Source organism: Mesorhizobium sp. M0195 (assembly GCF_040322115.1).
Lineage (GTDB): Bacteria > Pseudomonadota > Alphaproteobacteria > Rhizobiales > Rhizobiaceae > Mesorhizobium.
In genome coordinates this window covers 47,876-67,277 of record NZ_JAMYSV010000004.1, presented here as the reverse complement: position 1 = coordinate 67,277, position 19,402 = coordinate 47,876, and the positions used below count along the sequence as shown (strand labels likewise).

Genomic DNA, 19,402 nt, shown 5'->3' with positions numbered 1-19,402 from the left:
ATAATTTGTATAATTGTCTATATCAATAGACAAATTTCGATGCAAGGGAATGTTAACCATGCGAGGACAGGAAGCCCGCGATCAGGCTGGGCGCAAGGCCGTTATGGCAACGCTGGCGCAATCGACCGGCGACGATATCGTCCGTCTGTGGAACGAAGCCGGCCTGCCTTCGGAGGCGGAACTCCTGCGCGGCCCCGAAACCGGCCTGGTCACCGTGCGTGGCCGCATCGGTGGCGGCGGCGCGCCGTTCAACGTTGGCGAGACGACGGTCACCCGCGCCACCGTCCGGCTCGCCTCCGGACAGGTCGGCCACTGCTATGCGCTCGGCCGCGACAAGCAGAAGGCAAGGCTGGCGGCAATCGCCGATGCGCTGTGGCAGGACCCGGCTCACCGCAACGAGGTCGAGACCAGGCTCGTCGCGCCCTTGCAGGCGGCACTGGCCGAGGCCCGTGACCAGCGCCGCGCCGAGACGGCGGCGACCAAGGTCGATTTCTTCACCATGGTACGCGGAGAAGACTGATGGACATCGTAACCCAAGCGATCGAAGGCGGCTTTGCCGATCCGGTGTTCGACGCCCAGACGGTCTTCCGGGCAGTGATGGACGCGATGGCCCGGCCGGGCACACTGCAGCCCCTGCCGGTCTTTACCCGTCCACCGACGCCGCTGTCAGCCACCGCGGGCGCCATTGCGCTGGCGCTGTGCGATAACGACACGCCGCTCTGGCTCGACCCCGCCTTGCAGGCTTCAGCGACGGTGAAATCCTGGCTTGGCTTCCATACCGGCGCGCCGCTGGCCAACACCCCGGCCGACGCGCATTTCGCGCTGATCGCCACGCCGGCCGAGATGATGGCGCTCGACGGGTTTTCGCAAGGCACCCAGGATTATCCCGATCGCTCCACGACGCTGATCCTCGAGATCAGCGATCTTGTCTCCGGCGCTCCGCTGCTGCTCGAAGGCCCGGGCATCGAGAAGACGGCGACGATTGCGCCGGCGCAAATGCCGCGCCATTTTGTCGAGCAATGGAAGCAGAACAACCAGCGCTTTCCGCGTGGCGTCGACATCATCCTCGCCACGTCCGAAGCAATTGCCTGCCTGCCGCGCACGACGCGCATCAAGACGATGGAGGCATAGGATGTATGTCGCGGTAAAGGGTGGCGAAGCGGCCATTCGCAACGCCCACAAACTGCTCGCCGACCGCCGGCGCGGCGATCGTTCGGTGCCCGCACTTCGCCTCGACCAGATCGTCGAGCAACTGGCGCTCGGCGTCGACCGGGTGATGAGTGAAGGTTCGCTCTACGACAGGGAATTGGCGGCACTCGCCATCGTCCAGGCGCGCGGCGACATGATCGAGGCGATCTTCCTCATTCGCGCCTATCGCACCACGCTGCCGCGTTTCGGCTACACCAAGGCGGTCGACACCGGCACGATGCTGGTCGAGCGGCGGGTGTCGGCGACCTACAAGGACCTGCCCGGCGGCCAGTTGCTCGGCCCGACTTTCGACTACACCCACCGGCTGCTCGATCCCGAGCTTGCCGCAGGCGGCGAAGTCGCCGAGCCGGAGCAGCGTGCAGGCGAGCCGGAAGCCATGCCGCGCGTGTCGGCCATCCTCGCCCGCGAGGGCCTGATCGAATCCGACGGCGACATGCCTGAAGACCATGTCCCCGGCGACATCACCCGCGAGCCGCTCGAATTCCCGATGGCGCGCGACATCCGCCTGCAGGCGTTGTCGCGCGGCGATGAGGGGTTTTTATTGGCGCTCGGCTATTCCACCCAGCGCGGCTATGCGCGCAACCATCCCTTCGTCGGCGAGGTCCGTATCGGTGAGGTCGAGCTGGAGCTCGACGTGCCGGAACTGCCTTTCGCAGTGCCGCTCGGCAGTATCCGCGTCACCGAGTGCCAGATGGTCAACCAGTTCAAGGGCTCGGCCAAGGCGCCGCCGCAATTCACCCGCGGCTACGGCCTCGTCTTCGGCCAGAGCGAGCGCAAGGCGATGGCCATGGCGCTATGCGACCGCGCGCTGCGGGCGGCGGAGTTGGGTGAGGATGTCGTCGCCGCCGCCCAGGACGAGGAGTTCGTCATCTCGCATTCCGACAATGTCCAGGCGACCGGCTTCGTCGAGCATCTGAAGCTGCCGCACTATGTCGATTTCCAGGCCGAGCTCGACCTCGTGCGCCGCATGCGCGCCGAGCACGACGCCCGCGAGAACGCCGGCAAGGCCGAAGAGAAGAGAGAGGCCGCGGAATGACCGCACAACCAACCGACATCGCCACCTACAACTTCGCCTATCTCGACGAGCAGACCAAGCGGATGATCCGCCGGGCGATCCTCAAGGGCATCGCCATCCCTGGCTATCAGGTGCCGTTCGCCTCGCGCGAAATGCCGATGCCCTATGGCTGGGGCACCGGCGGTGTGCAGGTCACCGCTTCGATCATTGGCCCCCTCGATGTGCTCAAGGTCATCGACCAGGGCGCCGACGACACCACCAATGCCGTCTCGATCTGCGCCTTCTTCAAGAAGGTCGCCAATGTCGCTGTCACCACTGAGACGGCGAAGGCGACCATCATCCAGACTCGCCACCGCATCCCCGAGCATCCGCTGAGTGCGGGTCAGGTGCTGGTCTATCAGGTGCCGATCCCCGAGCCGCTGCGCTTCCTCGAGCCACGCGAGACCGAGACGCGCAAAATGCATGCGCTGGAGGAATATGGCCTGATGCATGTAAAACTCTACGAGGACATCGCCAAACATGGCCGCATCGCCACCACCTATGCCTATCCGGTCAAGGTCGAGGGCCGCTATGTGATGGACCCGTCGCCGACGCCGAAATTCGACAACCCGAAAATGCACCGTTCGCCGGCTTTGCAATTGTTCGGCGCCGGCCGCGAAAAGCGCATTTATGCACTGCCGCCCTTCACCGACGTGGTCAGCCTCGACTTCGAGGACCATCCGTTCGAGGTGCAGACCTTCGACCAGCCCTGCGCACTGTGCGCGGCCGAGAACGTCTATCTTGACGAAGTTATCCTCGACGACCATGGCGGCCACATGTTCGTTTGTTCCGACACCGACCATTGCGAGAAGCGGCGCGAGCAAGGCCATCGCGGCCACCTTGCGCCTGAAACCCCTCTTGCCCTGGAAAAAACGGAGCCGGCGCAATGACCGACGAACCGCTGCTGCGCGTCTCTGCGCTGTCCAAATTCTACGGCTCGCGCGTCGGCTGCGAGAACGTCACCTTCGATCTGTGGCCGGGCGAAGTGCTGGCTGTCGTCGGCGAATCCGGTTCCGGCAAGACGACTTTGCTCAACTGCCTGTCGACAAGGCTACTGCCCAGCTCCGGCACCGCCAGCTACCGCATGCGCGATGGCCAATTCCGCGAGCTCTACCGCATGAGCGAGGCCGAGCGCCGCTTTTTGATGCGCACCGACTGGGGCTTTGTCCACCAGAACCCCGCCGATGGTCTGCGCATGACAGTGTCGGCCGGCGCCAATGTCGGCGAGCGGCTGATGGCGGTCGGCGACCGCCACTACGGAAAAATCCGAGCCACGGCGGTCGACTGGCTGTCGCGCGTCGAGATCGACGAGGACCGCATCGACGACGAGCCGCGCGCCTTTTCCGGCGGGATGCGCCAGCGCCTGCAGATCGCCCGCAACCTCGTTACCGGCCCACGGCTGGTGTTCATGGACGAGCCGACCGGTGGTCTCGACGTGTCGGTGCAGGCACGTCTGCTCGATCTGCTGCGCGGGCTGGTCACCGACCTCGGCCTGGCGGCCATCGTCGTCACCCACGATCTCGCGGTGGCGCGGCTGTTGTCGCAGCGCATGATGGTGATGAAGGACGGCCGCGTCGTCGAAAGCGGCCTCACCGACCGCGTCCTCGACGATCCGCGCGCCCCCTACACCCAGTTGCTTGTCTCCTCGATTCTGCAGGTATGACGATGATTGCTCCGGCGTACCCCCCTCTGGCCTTCCGGCCATCTCCCCCTCAAGGGGGGAGATCAGCAGCTTTTATGTCCCGCCCGTTCTGCGACACAGGAGAATGGCGAAACCGAATGCGACAGCCAATCTCCCCCCCTGAGGGGGAGATGGCCGGCAGGCCAGAGGGGGGTGTTGGCCCGCAGACGAATGACGATTGGAGAACCCTCTGATGGTAACCCCGCTCGTTGTCTCCGATGTCGCCAAGAGCTTCACCATGCATCTGCGCGACGGCATCAAACTGCCGGTGGTCGCCAGCGTCTCGTTCGCGATCAGGGCCGGCGAATGCTCGGTGCTCGGCGGCCCGTCCGGCGCCGGCAAGAGCTCGATCCTGAAAATGCTCTACGGCAATTATGCCGCCGACGAAGGCCAGATCATCGTCCAGCACGAGGGCGGGCTGATCGATCTCGCAACTGCCAGCCCGCGCACCGTGCTTGCCGTGCGCCGGCTTACCATCGGCTATGTCAGCCAGTTCCTGCGCACCGTGCCGCGTGTCTCGGCGCTCGATGTCGTCGCCGAACCGCTGGTCGAGCGCGGCGAGGAGCGCGAAGCTGCGCGCGGCAAGGCACGCGACTTGCTGGCCCAATTGAACCTGCCGGAAAAACTCTGGGCGCTGCCGCCGGCGACGTTCTCCGGCGGCGAACAGCAGCGCGTCAACATCGCGCGCGGCTTCATCACCGAGCATCCGATCCTGCTGCTCGACGAGCCGACCGCTTCGCTTGATGCGAAGAACCGGGACGTGGTGATTTCCCTGATCGCCGCCAAGAAGGCGGCGGGCGTCGCTTTGCTCGGCATCTTCCACGATTACGACGTGCGCGAAGCCGTCGCCGATCGCATCATAGACGTGACCGCCTTCGCCGCTGGGAAAATCGCCGCATGACCAGGAAATTGTCGGAGGCCCCGCTGGTCCACGAGACGGCGGAGATCGAGAACTCGACGCTCGGCCGCTGGACCGAGATCGCCGACCGAAGCCGGGTTTCGGAAAGCATGATCGGCGACTATTCCTACATGATGCAGGACTGCAGCGTCTGGTGCGCGACAATCGGCAAATTCGCCAACATCGCCGCCAGCGTCCGCATCAATGCCACCAATCATCCGACCTGGCGGCCGACGCTGCACCATTTCACCTATCGCGCCTCCGACTATTGGGACGACGCCGAGCACGAGAGCGAATTCTTCGCTCAGCGCCGCGCCAAACGCGTCACCATCGGCCACGACACCTGGCTCGGCCATGGCTCGACCGTCCTGCCCGGCGTCATCGTTGGCGACGGTGCGGCGGTCGGTGCCGGCGCAGTGGTATCGAAGGACGTCGCTCCCTACACCATCGTCGGCGGCGTACCGGCCAAGCCGATCCGCGAGCGCTTCGACCGCCGCACCGCGGAGCGCTATCAGGCGCTCGCCTGGTGGGATTGGGATCATGCAAGGCTGCGCGCCGCGCTCGACGATTTCCGGGAGCTGTCGGCGGAGGCTTTTCTGGAGAAGTATGGTGGCTAAGGATCGTGAATGGTAATGGCGGGCAGCGAATAAATTTCGAGGCTCAGGAAAGCCTTTCTTATCACCATTCACCATTCGAGCTTCTCGCGCCGAGTTGATCCCGCCCCGCTCCAGGCTGTGGGCGGTAACAAAACTGACATCAATCAGACACCGCAGGTTCACGTAGCTGCGCTAGCGAGGGTTAACAGACCTTCAATTGCGATTGGACTGGAGCCTGCACCATGTCAGCTACGCTCGAAATCCGCGGCGTCACCCGCCGGTTCGGCAAGAACACCGCCGTCAGCAATGTTCACATCTCGATCCCGCAAGGACAGATGGTCGGCGTCATCGGCCGCTCCGGCGCCGGCAAATCGACCCTTCTGCGCATGATCAACCGCCTCATCGATCCCAGCCAGGGATCCATCCTGTTCGACGGCGTCGAGGTTTCCGGGTTGCGCGGCTCGCCGCTCCGGCGTTGGCAACGCGACTGTGCCATGATCTTCCAGCAGTTCAATCTGGTGCCGCGCCTCGATGTGCTGACCAATGTGCTGCTCGGCCGGCTCAACCACCGCTCGACCCTGTCCAACCTGTTCGGCATGTTCTCCCGCAACGAATGCGCCGAGGCGGTTGCAGCCCTCGAGCGCCTGGACATCGCCCGCACCGCGCTGCAGCCCGCCGGCACGCTTTCCGGCGGCCAGCAGCAGCGCGTTGCGATCGCGCGTGCCATGATGCAGCAGCCGAAGGTGTTGCTCGCCGACGAGCCGATTGCCTCGCTCGATCCGCTCAACGCCAAAGTGGTGATGGATTCGCTGCAGGATATCAATTTGCGCGAGGGTATCACTGTCATCACCAATCTGCATACGCTGGATACGGCCCGCAACTATTGCAACCGCATCATCGGCATGGCCGCCGGCAAGGTCGTCTTCGACGGCCCGCCCGAAGACCTCAATCGCGAGGCGGTGCGCATGGTCTATGGCGCCGACAGCAATGGCGGCGAAATCTCCGAGGCCATCACCTCGACCAGTGTCGCCATCAAACAGAAAATCGCTGCATCCGCCGGACCGCTCGAGCCAGCGTTTCCTGGTTATTGAGAACGGCCTGATCGCCGCCCGCGTCAAAGGCACTCGTCAAAATTCGATCGCAACCGGCGCGAGGCCGGATCAAAGGAGAGAGACCCAATGTTCAGGAAGATGGTTTTTGGCGCGGTTTCATTGCTCGCCATCGCGGCCAGTGCCGCTCACGCCCAGGATATCAAGGAATTCCGCATCGGTATCCTTGGCGGTGAAAATGAAGCGGACCGGCTGCGCAATTTTCAGTGCCTCGCCGATCACCTGACGTCCGAATTCGGCTTCGAGAAGGTCTCGCTGTTCCCGGCCGCCGACTACGACGGCGTCATCCAGGGCCTGCTCGGCGGCACGCTCGATTTCGCCGAGCTTGGTGCGTCGGGCTATGCCAGCGTCTACCTCAAGGATCCGAACGCGGTGACCCCGATCCTCACCACCCAGCAGACCGACGGTGCGACCGGTTATTATTCGATAGGCCTGGCGCTGAAGTCGTCCGGCATCACCGACATCAAATCGGCCAAGGGCAAGAAGCTCGGTTATGCCGACCCGGATTCGACGTCGGGCTATCTGATCCCGCTGACCCAGATCCCGAAGGACACCGGCGCTTCGAACGAAACCTTCTTCGCCTCGACCCAGTTCAATGGCGGCCACGAGAACAACCTTCTCGCCGTCCGCGACGGCAAGGTTGACGTGGCGGTTGACGACTCCTCGGGCATCGGCGACTTCAAGAACGGTTACACGTCCGGCACCTTCCACAAGGAAGTCGCCAAGGGCGCCGTCGACCCCAACGACTTCGTCGAAGTCTGGCGCTCCGGCCTGATCCCGAATGGCCCGCTGGTCGTGCGCACCGCGCTCGGCGGCGATATGAGCGCCAAGCTCGCCAACTTCTTCACCAGCTTGCCGGCCAAGGACAAGCCTTGCTTCGAAGCCATCGAAGGCGGCGATTTCACTGGCTACGTTCCAGTGAAGCCGGACTTCTACAGCGTCATCGTCGAAGCCCGCAAAGCGGCGATCGGCGGGTGAATGCAATTGAAAAGGGCGGCCTTACCAGCGCCGCCCTTTTTGCATGCCGATCATGACCATCTCAGCCACGATCCGTTCAGACGCGACCCGGCGGACGGCCGACACCTGGCGACGCCAGACGTCCTTGCGCCGGTTCTACACCGCGCTCGGCATCGGCTTGCTGCTTGTTGCCATGTGCACAGCCATGTGGTTCGCCGACGAGGCCAATGCCGGACATTTCTTCGATCGGCTGCCGCACATACTGGATTTCCTTAGCTGGCTTGTTCCCAAGGACTGGAATGACGTCTGGCGCGCGCTGTTCGACATCGCATCGCCGCACGACAAAGGCAGCCAGGAGTTCAACTTCCCGCTTGGCCGCGTCTATCTCTGGCGCGGCTTTTATCTACCCGAATATTTCGAGCTGATGCTCACCACGCTCAACGTGGCGCTGGTTTCCACTTTCATCGGCTTCGTCTTTGCGGTGCCCTTCTCCTTCATCGCGGCGCGCAATTTGACGCCCAGTCCGGTGCTCAGGCTCGTCGTCAAGCGCTTCATGGAACTGCTTCGCGCCTTCCCGGAGATCGTCATTGCCGGCCTGTTTGCAGCCATCCTCTCGACCGGCCCGGTCGCAGCCATCATCGCCATCGGCCTGCATTCGATCGGCGCCCTCGGCAAGCTCTTCTACGAGATCAACGAAAACATCGACATGCGCGCCGAAGAAGGCCTGCGCGCCGTCGGCGCCAACTGGTTCGAGCGCATGCGCTTCGCTGCCCTGCCGCAGGTGCTGCCCAATTTCACGTCCTACACGCTGCTCAGGATCGAGATCAATGTCCGCATCTCGACCATCATCGGCGCGGTCGGGGGTGGTGGCATCGGCGAGGAGCTGAAGCTCTCCATCTCGCGCGGCTTCGGCGCCAAGACGCTGGCTCTGGTGCTGCTGTTGTTCACCACCATCTTCCTCGTCGATCAGTTCTCTGCCTGGCTTCGCCGCAAGCTCGTCGGCGAGCAGGCTTTCATGATGGGCGCCTGAGCATGGCCGCAATGACCGCCGATGAGATGCAGTCGATCGAGGAGCGCTTCCCCCATGTGTTCCGGCGGCCCCTGTACAAACGCTTCGGCCCGCTGGTCCTGTTCGCCGGCATCCTGCTCTACCTCGTCTACACCTTGTGGTTCTTCAGCCTGCCGCAAGTTCTGAGGGAATCCCACTGGGAGCGCCTGCCGCTCTTTCTGACGCAATGGATCAGCTACGATCTGCAGCCGGAATTCCGTCTCGATCAGCCTCAGATCACGCCCAAATACCCGCGTTTTTCCGCGCTCGGCGAAGATCCTCATCCCGACTGGGTCATCACCAGTGCGAACGGCTCCTACACCATTCTGATCGACGGCCGGGCCAAATCGGTTACCTTCGACAAGACCGAGGCGATGCTGGTCGCCAATGGCCAGACGGTGCCGGTGTCCCTGGCCAGCGGCAAGCCGGTGATATCCGGCCTGGTGCCGGACTGGATCACCGCACACGACGACGAAATCGTCGCCAGGATGGGCTTTGCCGGCGAGGTCCGCATAACCGTCGATCGCGTCAAGGTCCGCAAGCGCTTCCTCGGCTGGGCGAATTTCGTCTTCGACACACGCTCGCCCTTCTTCGGCAAGTCGCCCGGCGAGGTGGTCTCGTTGCTGATGTCCGGACCCCAGCTCAAGCCGGGCACATCTAACATCACGCTGGCCGCCGACAATATCTGGTACAACGCCCAGTGGCAGCATGGCGATGTCTGGACGAAGCTGTTCCAGACCATCGTCATGGCATTTCTCGGCACCTTGCTCGGCGGCATCGTCGCCTTCCCGCTCGCCTTCTTTGCCGCCCGCAACATCACCCCGAGCGGCGTGATCAGTCAGGTGCTCAAGCGCTTCTTCGATTTCATGCGTTCGGTCGACATGCTGATCTGGGCGCTGTTCTTCACCCGCGCCTTCGGCCCGGGCCCGCTTGCCGGCAGCGCCGCGATCTTCATTACCGAGATCGGCACGCTCGGCAAAGTCTATTCGGAAGGCCTCGAGAACATCGACGACAAGCCGCGCGAGGGCATCCAGTCGACCGGCGCCAACGGCTTGCTGGTGCAGCGCTATGGCGTGCTGCCGGAAGTGATTCCGGTCTTCATCAGCCAGACGCTCTACCAGTGGGAATCCAACACCAGGGGCGCAACGATCATCGGCGCCGTCGGTGCCGGTGGCATCGGCCTGAAGCTCTGGGAGGCGATGCGCACCAACTCCAACTGGGCCAACGTCTTCTACATGGTGCTCTTGGTCCTGCTCGTCGTTTTCATCTTCGACAACATTTCCAATTTCCTGCGCCGCCGCCTGAGCAGGACGATCCACGACTACAACAGGATCCAGGCCGGCCAGGGGTGACGGCCGCGTTGCGCCGGCGGCAGTTAGGCCGCCTTCTTCCAGCCGCTCCTGATGTGCCTGTAGCCGTCGCGGTAAACAGCTTCCGGGCCTTCGGAAAAGTCGCGCCACACCTTGGTGGCCGCGGCCAGATCCTTCAGCGAGCGGCCGAACGCCTCGATCGTCAGCCAATCGTCATAGTCGCTCTCGCGGATGGCGGAGAAAGTCTCCTTCCAGGGGATGTGACCGCGGCCCGGCACGCCGCGGTCGTTCTCCGAAATGTGGATATGGACGACGTTCTTGCGGTTGCGTGTATAGGCGCCGATCGGGTCGGCCTCTTCGATGTTGGCATGGAAGGTGTCGTACATCGCCTTGATGTGCGGCCGGTCGATCGCGTCGATATGCTCCGACAAATCGTCCATCGTGTTGAGCAGATAGCATTCGAAGCGGTTGAGCGCCTCCAGCCCGATGGTGACGCTCTTGTTGCCGGCATGGTCGCCAATAGCGCGTTGCGAAGCGATCGAACGTTTTTTCTCGGCCGCCGTCGGCCCGCTGCCCGAGAAGGCCCCGAGCGTCGAATGCAACGGGCCGCTCAACGTGTCTGCGCCAAGCGCCTGCGCGCAGTCGATCGCCGATTTCATGTAGTCGATACCGGCTTTGCGCGTCGAGGCATCCGGCGAGATCAGGTTCATCGCCGGATCGCCCATGGCCGAGACGGCGGTGCGTTGCAGCCCGATACGGTCGAGCAGTTCGCCGAGTTTCCTGTAGTTGTCCGGCGTGCCGGAGAAGACCGGTATTTCGACGCCGTCGAAGCCGGTCGCCTTGATGTCCCTCAGCAACGGCTCGTGTTTTTTCGAGACACTGGTCGTCCACAACAACATGCACATGCCGATTTTCATCGACGCCCCCTCCCTTCATTCGCCCGATCGCCGGAGGGGTGGTGAGATTCAGGTCAGGCCGATCCGAAAGTGGTGGGTTCCAAGAGCCGGAGCGGAACGTACTTTGGTACATGAGCACCGGAAGCGCAGGAAACTGGCATTTGCCAGACCGGTCTCACCTGACTATCACCACCACCCTTCAGAGCTTCGTCCATGCCCCATTCTTCTTCGACGACTTCACGCAGGCCTCGATGAAGGCCATGCCCTCGACGCCGTCCTGCACTGTCGGGAAGACGACATCCTTAGCCGGCTTCCCGCCCTTCCGGCGCGCTGCACGAATCGCCCGCGCGGCTTCCTGATAGATGTTGGCGAAACCTTCGAGATAGCCTTCCGGATGCCCTGGCGGAACGCGGCTGACGCGCCCGGCGACGGGGAGCGCGCCGGCGCCATTACGGGTAATCAACTGCTTCGGCTGGCCGAACGGCGTGTACCAGAGATAGTTCGGGTCGGCCTGCACCCATTCGAGGCCGCCCTTCGAGCCGTAGATGCGCAATTTCAACCCGTTCTCGTGGCCGGGCGCCACCTGGCTTGCCCAGATCATTCCCTTGGCCGGGTGCGACCCGCCGACCGGCTTGAAGCGCAGCAGCACATTGATGTTGTCGTCGAGCAGCCTCCCCGGCACGAAGGCATCGAGATCGGCCGACAACGAATCGAGCTCCAGCCCGGAGACGAAACGGGCAAGGTTGTAGGCATGCGTGCCGATATCGCCCAGTGCACCGCCGGCACCCGCCTGCTTCGGGTCAGAGCGCCACGCAGCCTGCTTCTGGCCGGTGGCGGCCAGGTCTTCGGTCAGCCAGTCCTGCGGATATTCCGACTGCACGATGCGGATATCGCCGAGCTGTCCCTTGGCCACCATCTCGCGTGCCTGCCGCACCATCGGATAGGCGGTGTAGTTATGCGTCAGCACGAACACCTTGCCGGTCTTTTCGACCAGCGCCGCCAGCCTCTTTGCCTCGGCTAGCGTCGTCGCCAGTGGCTTGTCGCAGATGACGTGGATGCCGGCCTCGAGAAAAGCTTTGGCGGCCGGCACGTGCACATTGTTCGGCGTGACGATGGCCACCACTTCGATGCCATCCGGCCGCTTGGCCTCCGCCTTGGCCATCTCGGCATAGGAGCCGTAGCTGCGTGCCGGATCGAGCCCAAGCTCGGCCGCCGAGGCCTTGGCGCGCTCCGGATTCGACGAGAGGGCGCCAGCAACCAGCACGAACTCGTTATCCATGCGTGCCGCGATGCGGTGCACCGCGCCGATAAAGGCGCCTTGTCCGCCGCCAACCATGCCGTAGCGGATCGGACCGCCTCCCGTTTCCGTCTTCGATGCGCCAACCACGATTTTCTCCCTCGTTGTCTGAGATACCCCTCCCCCTTGAGGGAGGGTGGCCCGAAGGGCCGGGAGGGTCGGTCAATGCCGAGCTCAACCCAGCGACCCCACCCCGATCCGCTGCGCGGATCGACCCTCCCCTCAAGGGGGAGGGAAAGCTGTGTTAGATCCCCATCATCCCGCGCAGCACCTTTTTGTCGGTCGTGCCGCCGGCGAAATCGTCGAATGCCTTTTCCGTAACCCTGATGATGTGGTGCTGGATGAAGGGAGCGCCTTCGGCCGCACCATCCTCCGGGTGCTTGAGGCAGCATTCCCATTCCAGCACCGCCCATGAATCGTAATTGTATTGGGTGAGCTTGGAGAAGATGCCGCCGAAATCCACCTGCCCGTCACCGAGCGAGCGGAAACGCCCGGCACGGTTGGTCCAGCTCTGGTAACCGGAATAGACGCCTTGCCGCCCGGTCGGATTGAACTCGGCATCCTTGACGTGGAACGCCTTGATCCGCTCGTGGTAGATGTCGATAAATTCGAGATAATCGAGCTGCTGCAGCAGGAAGTGCGACGGGTCATAGTTGATGTTGCAGCGCTTGTGGCCGCCGACCGAATCGAGGAACATCTCGAATGTCGCGCCGTCGAACACGTCCTCGCCCGGATGGATTTCGTAGCCGACATCGACGCCGTTCTCGTCATAAACGTCGAGGATCGGCGTCCAGCGTTTGCCCAGTTCGGCAAATGCTTCCTCGATCAATCCCGCCGGCCGCTGCGGCCAGGGGTAGAGGTATGGGAAGGCCAACGCTCCGCAAAACGACACCGACGCCTTGAGCCCGAGATTCTTCGACGCCTTGGCGGCGAACTTCATCTGTTCGACCGCCCATTGTTGCCTGGCTTTTGGATTGTTGTGCACCGCAGCCGGCGCGAAGCCGTCGAACTGCGCGTCATAGGCGGGATGCACCGCCACAAGTTGCCCCTGCAGATGCGTCGACAGTTCGGTGATCTCGACGCCGGCATCGGCGCAGATGCCCTTCACCTCGTCGCAATAGGCCTTGGAGGAGGCTGCCTTCTCGAGATCGAACAATCGGGCGTCCCATGTCGGGATCTGCACGCCCTTGTAGCCCAGACCAGCCGCCCATTTGGTGATCGACGCCAGCGAATTGAACGGCGCGGCGTCGCCCGCAAACTGCGCCAGGAACAGACCAGGCCCCTTCATCGTCGTCGGCATCAGCATCTCCCTATGTTTCACGACCAAGCATAGCGCCGATTGAAAACAGGGCCAGCGTCTTTGGTCTCTTTGCACAGCGCGCTCAGCGCCGCTATTCTGGTATTACCAAATGCCGAAATCTGGTCAAGCCATTTGACGCGCTGCCGCAGTCCTGCAACCATGCCGAGTTAAGCCACATGTTTAAGTATAATCAATAGCATAGGCAGGAGCCAACGCTTGATGGCAGCACTTCTTGCCGTCCAGATGAAATTACTGTAGACCTCCCATCAAGCCCAATTGGTCGAACCAGTTTGCAAAAAATGCTGGGACGCCTTGGGGAGGAACCATGCGGCGGCTTCGGCAGAGTGCGCCGCAGGCAAACTGGTACAGGCGATTCTGGGAAGGATAGACCATGCATCTTTCGACGCACAATTGGATGCGGGCGGAGCCGCTGGAAACGACGCTCAAGCGCATCAAGAAATTCGGCTATGAGTCGATCGAGATTTCCGGCGAACCCGAACAATACAAGCCCAAGGAGACGCGCGCACTGTTGAACGAGTACGGCATTCGCTGCTGGGGAGCGGTGACGCTGATGCTGGGCGAGCGCAATCTCGCCGCCAAGGACCAGGGCCAACGCGAGCGCTCGGTGCAGTACGTCAAGGACGTGCTGACCATGGTCAGCGAGCTCGACGGCGAGATTATCACGCTGGTTCCCGCCACCGTCGGCAAGGTCGTGCCGGACGGCACCGAGGAAGAGGAATGGAAATGGGTGGTCGATGCCACCCGGGAATGCTTCACCCACGCCAAGAAAGTTGGCGTCAAGATCGCGGTTGAGCCGCTCAACCGCTTCGAGACTTATCTGTTCAACCGCGGCGCCCAGGCACTGGCGCTGGCCGATGCGGTCAGCCCCGAATGCGGCGTCTGCCTCGACGCCTACCACATCCACATGGAAGAATTTAACGTCTACGACGCCATCCGGCAGGTCGGCAAGCGCCTCTACGACTTCCATGTCGCCGACAACAACCGCTTCGCCGCCGGCCTCGGGCAGATCGACTGGCCGAAGATCGTCGGCACGCTGAAGGAGATCGGCTATGACGGCGCGCTGACCAATGAATTCGTCGCCCCCGTCGACCGCACGCCGGCTGCTCCCTATCCCGACATGGTCGAACGCAACCCCGTCGACATCTCGCCGGAGCAGTTGAAGTTCATTCAGGACCACGGCTCCAGCGTGCTCACGGAGAAATTCTACACCGACCAGATGCGCATCAACGCGGAAACGCTGCTGCCGCTGATCAAGTAGCCGAGCCATTTGGAAAGAGCCCTTCCGCCTCACCGCGGCCGGGCCGAGGATGAACATGCGCATCAAGACGGTCCAAGCCTGGTGGGTCCGCATACCGATCGAAGTCGCGAAGCAGCACCGCAGCGACTTCGGTCAGGTGGCGACGTTCGACGCCGCCATCCTGCGCATCGAAACCGACGACGGGCTGGTCGGCTGGGGCGAAGGCAAGAATGCCGCCGGCAGCGCCGGCAGTTACGGCGCTCTCGTTCATTTGCTGAACTACGAGGTCGGCCCGCAGCTGGTCGGCCGCGACCCGGCCGACATCGGCGTCATCTGGGAGATGCTCTATAATGGCACGCGCCACGACAGTGCCGCTCGCGCCGGCCATGCCATGCCGCAACTGGCACGACGGGGCATGAGCATCGCCGCCATCAGCGCCGTCGACATCGCTTTGTGGGACATTCTCGGCAAATCGCTCGGCGTTCCGGTCTGGCGGCTGCTCGGCGGCCGCAAGCTGGACCGCATGCCGGCCTATGCTTCCGGCGGCTGGGCCACTGCGGAAGCCATCGGCGACCAGCTGCAGTCCTACATCGCCAAGGGCGGCTTCAAGGCGCTGAAGATGCGCGTCGGCGCGATGGACGGCGCCCCACATATCTCGGCCGCTCGCGTCCGCGCCGCAAGACAGGCGCTCGGTCCCGATATCGACCTGATGGTCGACGCGCACGGCACTTACACGGTGGCCGAAGCCAAGCGCTTCATCCATCTCGCCGGCGACCTCGATCTCGCCTGGTTCGAGGAGCCGGTGATCGCCGACGACAAGCCCGGCATGGCCGAGGTGCGCGCCTGCGGTTCGATCCCGATCGCCACCGGCGAAAGCGAGGCGACACGCTATGCCTTCCGCGACCTCGCCGTGCTCAAATCCGCCGATATCTTCCAGCCGGATCCGGCCTTTTGCGGTGGCATCAGCGAGGCGATGAAGATCGGCACCATCGCCAGCGCCTTCAATCTGCGCTTTGCGCCGCATCTTTGGGCCGGCGCGCCCTGCTTCTTTGCCGGGCTGCATGTCTGCGCTGCTTCACCGGCGAGCTTCACCGTCGAATATTCGCTCGGCGCCAACCCGATGATCCACGATCTGATCGAAGAGACTGTCGAAGCAAAGGACGGTATGGTAGCGATCCCTGATAGACCCGGGCTGGGATTCACTATTTCGGAGCGGTTCCTGGAGGCGCACGCGCAACACGGCTGATATGAAAGAAAAGAACCTTCTCGCGGAACTCGCCGCCTATCTGTTCTCCCATTCCGACAAGGAGACGGGCCGCACGCCGTCGGAGCGCGAACTGGCAGAGCATTTCAGCGTCAGCCGCGGACAGATCCGCGAGGCGCTGGCCATTCTCGAGGCGATGCGCATCGTCGAGCGACGGGCGAAATCCGGCATCTACATCGATACGAAGCAGGCGAGCGTCGAGGCGATGGCGCTGTTCGCCCGCGCGGGCCTGCCGCTCGATCCCGTCCAGATCTACGAGACGGTCGAGTTGCGCAAGATCCACGAGATCAAGGCCGCCGAACTGGCCTGTTCACGCGCCACCGAGGAGAATTTCGAGCGGCTGCGCGAGATCCTGAAGGCCTCCGAGGATCGCATCGCCGCCGGTGAAGGCCTTGCCCGGGAAGACCGCGAGTTCCACCTCGAGATCGTGCGGGCGACCAAGAACAGCGTCTTCCACAATATCTGCAGCGTCTACTACATGATGGGTGAGCTGCGCCTGCCGATCTATTTCAACGATCCCGAACGCAGCGTGCGCTCCCATGCCGAGCATATCCAGATCTACGAGGCGCTGCTGCGCCGCGACGGCAATCTCGCCCAGGCGCTGATGAGCGCCCATCTGCAAGGCGCCGAAAGCTACTGGAAGGGGCTGATCGAGGGGCGTGGGGCGGAACCACAAAGCCCAGCGCTCGAAAAGGCCTGAAATGCCCAAGATCCTGTCTACACACAGACTGCACCCCCGTGCCTCTTCCATGCTGACAGGGGCCGGCGAACTCGTCGTTGCTTCCGCCCTCGATGCGCATACGCTTGCCGCCGAGGCAAGGGACGCCGATGTCATCATCGTTCGCGCTCCCTTGCCTGCGTCGCTTTTCGAAGGAGCGAGGAGGCTCAGGGCCGCGATCCGCCACGGCGCCGGGCTGGACATGGTACCTATGGAAGCGGCCAATGCGGCCGGCGTGCTGGTGGCGAACGTACCGGGGGTGAACGCGCGATCCGTCGCCGAATACGTGATGTTCGCGGCGCTGGCGCTGCTTAGGCGCTTTCGTGTGTTGGACCGCGACCTGCGTGCGAAGGGCTGGCTGGCCGGCCGCGAACACACTGTGGTGGCCAGCGAGCTAGCGGGCAAGACGATCGGCATTGTCGGTCTCGGCGCGATCGGCCAGGCGGTTGGCCATATCGCGGCACATGGGTTCGATCTGAATGTGGTGGCGACGACGCGCAGCATGCGGCCGGCGCCGGACAGGGTCGGCTTCCTGTCGATCGATGCGCTGATCGAACAGAGCGACATCATCGTTCTGTGCTGCCCGCTGACGCCCGAAACACGGGGGCTGATCAGCCGCGAGCGCATTGACCGGATGAAGCCGGATGCGCTGCTGATCAATGTTTCGCGCGGGCCGGTGATCGACGACGACGCGCTGATCGAGGCCTTGCAGAAGGGCCGTATCGGCGGCGCCGCACTCGATGTTTTTGCAACACAACCGCTGCCGCCCAACCATCCTTATTTCGGCTTCGACAACGTCATCGTCACCCCGCACATGGCTGGGATCACCGAGCAGTCGATGATGCGCATGGGCGTCGGCGCGGCTGGCGAAGCCTTGCTGGTGCTGGCCAACAGATTACCGGTCAATCTGCGCAACCCGGAAGTGGTCGAGCACTACCGGCGACGGTTCCCTGTCGATCTCTGAGCGCCTCAATTTTCCCGAACTCGCCGGCGATGGTGCCGGCATGGTAAACGTCACAAAATTCCTGCTGACCGCTGGCTTCTGCGTGGCGACGGCGCAAGTCTTCGCCAACGGACAGGGCAGCTACGTGTTCTGCGACAACGGCTTGCGCTGCGTGGCGGCACCCTGTCCATCGAACAGCGCACTCGACCTCGCTGCTGGTAAGCTCATCAAAGGCGTTTCAATCGACATCGATCGCCTGCCGCAGCAAGACAAAGCCCTCGATCTTTCGGACAAGCTCTAAGCCGGCGAGGTCGTTGTTGTCGGATCGATCGAGAACCGCACCCGGACCTTCAACGGCAAGCGGTACACCCTGCCTTGGCTGGTTGCCACCGGCATCGAACGCGCCGCCAAGGACAGCGAACGCGGCCACTGCTCGTCGCGCTGACACGCGCTGTCGGATCAATTTGCAAGCAGCGCCTCCACGCCGGCTGCGATGCGCAGCAGGTGGTGGTCATGACCATTGCGCGCCACCAGCATCAGCCCGGCCGGGCGCGCCTTTCCCGGCATGGGCAGCGAGATTGCTGACAGATCGAACTGGTTGGCGACCTGCGTGTTGCGCAGCAGAAGACCCTCGATCCTGTTGCAGAGGGCCTCGTCGCCGGTCATCGAGACGATCGTCGGCGCCGTCACCGGCGTGGTCGGTAGGGCCAGCACGTCTACCCCTGCCAGCCGCTCATCCATTGCGGCGGCAAGTGCTGCGCGACGGCGCATTGCCCTGATATAGATCGTAGCCGGAATGGCGGCGGCGCGCGACAATGGTCCGCTTACCCGCGGGTCGACCGGCGTCGGCGCTCCCGTCGCCAGCCAGTCGGCATGGATCTCCGCCCCTTCCATCGCCGCGATCGAGGCGCGCTTGGTTGCCGCGCGCAGCTCGGCAAGCAGGTCGTCGATCGACAGTTCCGCAAGCCGTGCGCCGCTAAGCTCCATCTTGCGAAGACACCAGTCGAACGTCGTCGCGACCTCTTCCTGCGTATCATCGAACAGCACGCCGCGCGCAATGCCGATGCGCAGGCCATCCAGTGGAAGCGGCAACAGTGCCGCCAGGTCTTCGCCCGACATCACTGCATCGGCCGCCGCACATTCGGCGACGGTGCGGGCCAGCGGACCGATCGAGTCCAGCGTGGCCGATAGCGGAAACGCACCCGCGAGCGGCACGCGCCGCGCGGTCGGCTTGAAACCGACGACGCCATTCAGCGATGCCGGAATGCGCACCGAACCACCCGTATCGGAACCGATGGAGATTTGGCTGGTGCCTTCGCCGACCGAAACGGCGGCGCCTGAGGACGAGCCGCCTGGAATACGGCTGGCATCGCTTGCATTGCCGGGGGTGCCGTAATGTGGATTGACGCCGATCGCGGTGAAGGCGAACTCGGTCATGTTGGTCTTGCCGAGGATGACTGCACCGGCCTGACGCAGCCGTCGCACGACAATGGCATCCCGCAGCGCCGGCGCTGCGGTGGCGAGCAGCAGAGAGCCCGCCGTGGTCGGCTCGCCAGCGACATCGAACAGATCCTTGATCGAGACGATCGCCCCATCGAGCGGCCCGAGCGTGACGCCGGCTTTTCGCCGCGCATCGGCGGCGTCGGCCGCCGCCCGTGCGGCTTCCGGGTAGAGCTTTACGAAAACGCTTTCGTCGTCGACGCGAGCGGCAAGACGCGAAAGAATTGCTTCGAGGCTATCACGGGCTGATTGCATTTTCGGTGTCGGACTCCGCACGCTTGCAACGTCTTAAGATAGCTGCCGCAACTGCCGCAGGAGACATAGCCCGGCACGGTCGGATTTGCACCTGTCGAACCGAAGGAGG

At 63.4% G+C, this 19,402-nt stretch carries 20 protein-coding genes; 16 read left to right on the top strand and 4 right to left on the bottom strand.

Features of this window, described 5'->3' with window-relative positions:
- The first annotated feature begins 58 nt into the window (after positions 1 to 58).
- The 11 genes from phnG (at position 59) to phnE (NKJ12_RS10775) (ending at position 9,904) form a co-directional block, all read left to right on the top strand.
- Positions 59 to 520, top strand: a complete 462-nt coding sequence (phnG, locus tag NKJ12_RS10825) for a phosphonate C-P lyase system protein PhnG (RefSeq protein WP_352691125.1) — start codon at positions 59 to 61, stop codon at positions 518 to 520.
- Positions 520 to 1,131, top strand: a complete 612-nt coding sequence (gene phnH, locus NKJ12_RS10820) for a phosphonate C-P lyase system protein PhnH (protein ID WP_352506648.1) — start codon at positions 520 to 522, stop codon at positions 1,129 to 1,131. Before phnG ends, phnH begins: the two co-directional genes overlap by 1 nt.
- Before the next feature lies 1 nt (position 1,132).
- Complete coding sequence (locus NKJ12_RS10815; protein ID WP_352506649.1) at positions 1,133 to 2,245, top strand: carbon-phosphorus lyase complex subunit; 1,113 nt, start codon at positions 1,133 to 1,135, stop codon at positions 2,243 to 2,245.
- Positions 2,242 to 3,153 carry an alpha-D-ribose 1-methylphosphonate 5-phosphate C-P-lyase PhnJ gene (locus NKJ12_RS10810; RefSeq protein ID WP_352506650.1) on the top strand — a complete coding sequence of 304 codons (912 nt, stop codon included), beginning with the start codon at positions 2,242 to 2,244 and terminating at the stop codon, positions 3,151 to 3,153. The genes NKJ12_RS10815 and NKJ12_RS10810 overlap by 4 nt, the downstream gene beginning before the upstream one ends.
- Entirely contained in the window at positions 3,150 to 3,926 is a 777-nt protein-coding gene (gene phnK / locus NKJ12_RS10805) for a phosphonate C-P lyase system protein PhnK (protein WP_065009749.1), read from the top strand. Before NKJ12_RS10810 ends, phnK begins: the two co-directional genes overlap by 4 nt.
- A gap of 211 nt (positions 3,927 to 4,137) precedes the next feature.
- Positions 4,138 to 4,845: a phosphonate C-P lyase system protein PhnL gene (gene phnL / locus NKJ12_RS10800; RefSeq protein ID WP_352702628.1), complete on the top strand. Its 708-nt coding sequence runs from the start codon at positions 4,138 to 4,140 to the stop codon at positions 4,843 to 4,845.
- Positions 4,842 to 5,459: a DapH/DapD/GlmU-related protein gene (locus tag NKJ12_RS10795; RefSeq protein ID WP_352702626.1), complete on the top strand. Its 618-nt coding sequence runs from the start codon at positions 4,842 to 4,844 to the stop codon at positions 5,457 to 5,459. Before phnL ends, NKJ12_RS10795 begins: the two co-directional genes overlap by 4 nt.
- A gap of 221 nt (positions 5,460 to 5,680) precedes the next feature.
- Positions 5,681 to 6,529 (top strand): phosphonate ABC transporter ATP-binding protein, encoded by an 849-nt coding sequence (gene phnC, locus NKJ12_RS10790; protein WP_023721975.1) that lies wholly within the window; start codon positions 5,681 to 5,683, stop codon positions 6,527 to 6,529.
- Between the two features lie 87 nt (positions 6,530 to 6,616).
- The gene (phnD, locus tag NKJ12_RS10785) at positions 6,617 to 7,525 is read left to right on the top strand and encodes a phosphonate ABC transporter substrate-binding protein (RefSeq protein ID WP_023721976.1); all 909 of its coding nucleotides are present in this window, start codon (positions 6,617 to 6,619) and stop codon (positions 7,523 to 7,525) included.
- A gap of 52 nt (positions 7,526 to 7,577) precedes the next feature.
- The gene (phnE, locus tag NKJ12_RS10780; protein ID WP_031194926.1) at positions 7,578 to 8,534 is read left to right on the top strand and encodes a phosphonate ABC transporter, permease protein PhnE; all 957 of its coding nucleotides are present in this window, start codon (positions 7,578 to 7,580) and stop codon (positions 8,532 to 8,534) included.
- A gap of 2 nt (positions 8,535 to 8,536) precedes the next feature.
- A complete protein-coding gene (gene phnE, locus NKJ12_RS10775; protein WP_352702624.1) occupies positions 8,537 to 9,904 on the top strand; it encodes a phosphonate ABC transporter, permease protein PhnE in 1,368 nt (455 codons plus the stop codon).
- Positions 9,905 to 9,927: 23 nt separating this feature from the next.
- Here the strand turns inward: phnE (NKJ12_RS10775) and NKJ12_RS10770 are convergent, their stop codons facing one another.
- From NKJ12_RS10770 to NKJ12_RS10760, 3 genes are all read right to left on the bottom strand, one after another.
- Entirely contained in the window at positions 9,928 to 10,779 is an 852-nt protein-coding gene (locus NKJ12_RS10770; RefSeq protein WP_352702622.1) for a sugar phosphate isomerase/epimerase family protein, read from the bottom strand.
- Between the two features lie 178 nt (positions 10,780 to 10,957).
- A complete protein-coding gene (locus NKJ12_RS10765; protein WP_352702619.1) occupies positions 10,958 to 12,145 on the bottom strand; it encodes a Gfo/Idh/MocA family protein in 1,188 nt (395 codons plus the stop codon).
- A gap of 154 nt (positions 12,146 to 12,299) precedes the next feature.
- Positions 12,300 to 13,355: a sugar phosphate isomerase/epimerase family protein gene (locus NKJ12_RS10760; protein WP_254816745.1), complete on the bottom strand. Its 1,056-nt coding sequence runs from the start codon at positions 13,353 to 13,355 to the stop codon at positions 12,300 to 12,302.
- Between the two features lie 391 nt (positions 13,356 to 13,746).
- Here NKJ12_RS10760 and NKJ12_RS10755 point away from each other — a divergent pair, with 391 nt between their 5' ends.
- The 5 genes from NKJ12_RS10755 to NKJ12_RS10735 are packed head-to-tail and all read left to right on the top strand — an operon-like array spanning position 13,747 to position 17,839.
- Positions 13,747 to 14,634 carry a sugar phosphate isomerase/epimerase family protein gene (locus NKJ12_RS10755; protein WP_023675190.1) on the top strand — a complete coding sequence of 296 codons (888 nt, stop codon included), beginning with the start codon at positions 13,747 to 13,749 and terminating at the stop codon, positions 14,632 to 14,634.
- A gap of 55 nt (positions 14,635 to 14,689) precedes the next feature.
- On the top strand, positions 14,690 to 15,859 hold the full coding sequence (locus tag NKJ12_RS10750; protein WP_254816744.1) for a mandelate racemase/muconate lactonizing enzyme family protein: 1,170 nt from the start codon (positions 14,690 to 14,692) through the stop codon (positions 15,857 to 15,859).
- A 1-nt stretch (position 15,860) separates the two neighbouring features.
- Positions 15,861 to 16,577, top strand: a complete 717-nt coding sequence (locus NKJ12_RS10745; RefSeq protein WP_254816743.1) for a FadR/GntR family transcriptional regulator — start codon at positions 15,861 to 15,863, stop codon at positions 16,575 to 16,577.
- 1 nt (position 16,578) lies between these two features.
- A complete protein-coding gene (locus NKJ12_RS10740; protein WP_254816742.1) occupies positions 16,579 to 17,559 on the top strand; it encodes a hydroxyacid dehydrogenase in 981 nt (326 codons plus the stop codon).
- Between the two features lie 40 nt (positions 17,560 to 17,599).
- Positions 17,600 to 17,839 (top strand): hypothetical protein, encoded by a 240-nt coding sequence (locus NKJ12_RS10735; protein WP_352702617.1) that lies wholly within the window; start codon positions 17,600 to 17,602, stop codon positions 17,837 to 17,839.
- 158 nt (positions 17,840 to 17,997) lie between these two features.
- Here NKJ12_RS10735 and NKJ12_RS10730 read toward each other — a convergent pair whose 3' ends face one another.
- Positions 17,998 to 19,293: an amidase gene (locus NKJ12_RS10730; RefSeq protein ID WP_352702616.1), complete on the bottom strand. Its 1,296-nt coding sequence runs from the start codon at positions 19,291 to 19,293 to the stop codon at positions 17,998 to 18,000.
- Positions 19,294 to 19,402: the final 109 nt, after the last annotated feature.